The sequence below is a fragment of the Streptomyces phyllanthi genome, assembly GCF_009377205.1.
In the GTDB taxonomy this organism is placed as follows: domain Bacteria; phylum Actinomycetota; class Actinomycetes; order Streptomycetales; family Streptomycetaceae; genus Streptomyces; species Streptomyces phyllanthi.
In genome coordinates this window covers 1-1,515 of sequence record NZ_VJZE01000886.1, presented here as the reverse complement: position 1 = coordinate 1,515, position 1,515 = coordinate 1, and the positions used below count along the sequence as shown (strand labels likewise).

2 protein-coding genes are annotated in these 1,515 nt (G+C 66.5%); both read right to left on the bottom strand.

Annotated elements, in window-relative coordinates; all coding sequences use genetic code 11:
- Window positions 1–29 precede the first annotated feature (29 nt).
- Entirely contained in the window at window positions 30–242 is a 213-nt protein-coding gene (locus FNH04_RS45875; RefSeq protein WP_004984898.1) for a helix-turn-helix domain-containing protein, read from the bottom strand.
- Window positions 243–371: 129 nt separating this feature from the next.
- On the bottom strand, window positions 372–1,187 hold the full coding sequence (locus tag FNH04_RS45870) for a phosphatase (protein ID WP_322725765.1): 816 nt from the start codon (window positions 1,185–1,187) through the stop codon (window positions 372–374).
- Window positions 1,188–1,515: the final 328 nt, after the last annotated feature.

Here is a 1,515-nt window from a genome sequence, read left to right as displayed (position 1 = left end):
TCCGACGACCCCTCAACCCCTGGACGCCATCAGGCTGTCTCCACCCCCACGTAACTCTCGCGGAGGTACTCGTGGACCGCTTGCTCCGGCACCCGGAAGGACCTCCCCACCCGGATCGCCGGCAGATGACCGCTGTGCACCAACCGGTACACGGTCATCTTCGACACTCGCATCACCGAGGCGACTTCCGCCACGGTCAGGAACTGAACCTCGTTCAGAGGCCTCTCGCCAGCTGCAGCCATGACACACCTGAACCTTCCGCACTCGACGGCCACCGGCTTCCCCTTCCGGTGACTCTTCGTCGCTGCGTGCTCACTCCCCAATGTAGGGGCGGGTGATGCGAGTGGGGAAGAGGGGATGCCATCGGCGCCTTACTGTGACAGACACGCTCGATTGAGTACGTAGCGGGTAAGCGGTCGGTAGTAATCAGACCGCACAGCGTCATCAAGTGGAACGACGACGGACACCAGCCCCTCTGCCTGTCCGACGAAGAGAGCGGGATCGTCCGTATCGGCGAGCCCCATCGTCTCGAACCCCAGCTGACCTGCCCCGCAGACCCAGCCGTGGTCCCCGATGACAAGCTCCGGGAGCGGCCCGCCACCCTCCGCGGCGGCTGCCAGAACAGTACGAACCGGGAGCGGCGAATGCGTGTGCGCGCCGGTCTCACAACCGGAGCCCCGAGCGCCGGGTTCGCGTACCAGCGCGACTCCTCGTACGTAGTCGAGGTTGTGCGTACGTAGACCGAACCGGGTCGTTATGTCGACACGTCTACCCGTCGCGGGGGTGAGGATCTCACACCCCGCCGCCGACAAGGCGTCTGCCAGAGCACCGTAGAAGCCGAGCAGCCGGTGCGGATGCCCGGTACCGAGAAGCACCGGCGCCCGACGCCGCGCGACCTCCTCGAGACGTTCTGCAAAGGCGTCCAGGGCCGCCAAAGTCCGTTCCGGATCAATGCGATCGGGCCCAGAGGTAACCCCCGGATCTCCGGAGACCCCACACTTCTCCGCCATCAACGCGATCAGCTCCGACTGCCCCCAGCTTCCCTCGGGATCCAGCCCGATCAACACCCGAGGGTCCCGAGCCGCGAACAGCCGATAACTACGCAGGCTCTCCTCCCGCGTGGTGCCCACCACCCCCGCAAGCCGAGCAGCCAACAGATGCTTCCGCAGCGCTCCGGTGCTCAACACGGCCCTGATAGTGACGCATTGAACGAAAGAACACCGCGAGAACGACAGAAGACCGCACACATGGCGTAACGACACGGGCTACGGGCTACGGGCTACGGGCTACGGGCTACGGGCTACGGGCTACGGGCTACGGGCTACGGGCTACGGGGACGGTTAACCGGAACGGGGGCGAGCTGCCCCAGTCCAGCCCCCTCCAGCCCGTCCGGCGTTTGAGGACAACGCCCGTTCAGGGCCGAAGCGGGGGGCCTGGGGGCGGCAGCCCCAGGGAAGGGATGATGGGGGTCCCCCCTGTCCGAGCGAAGCCGAGGAACTTGGGGGAGGGTAGGGG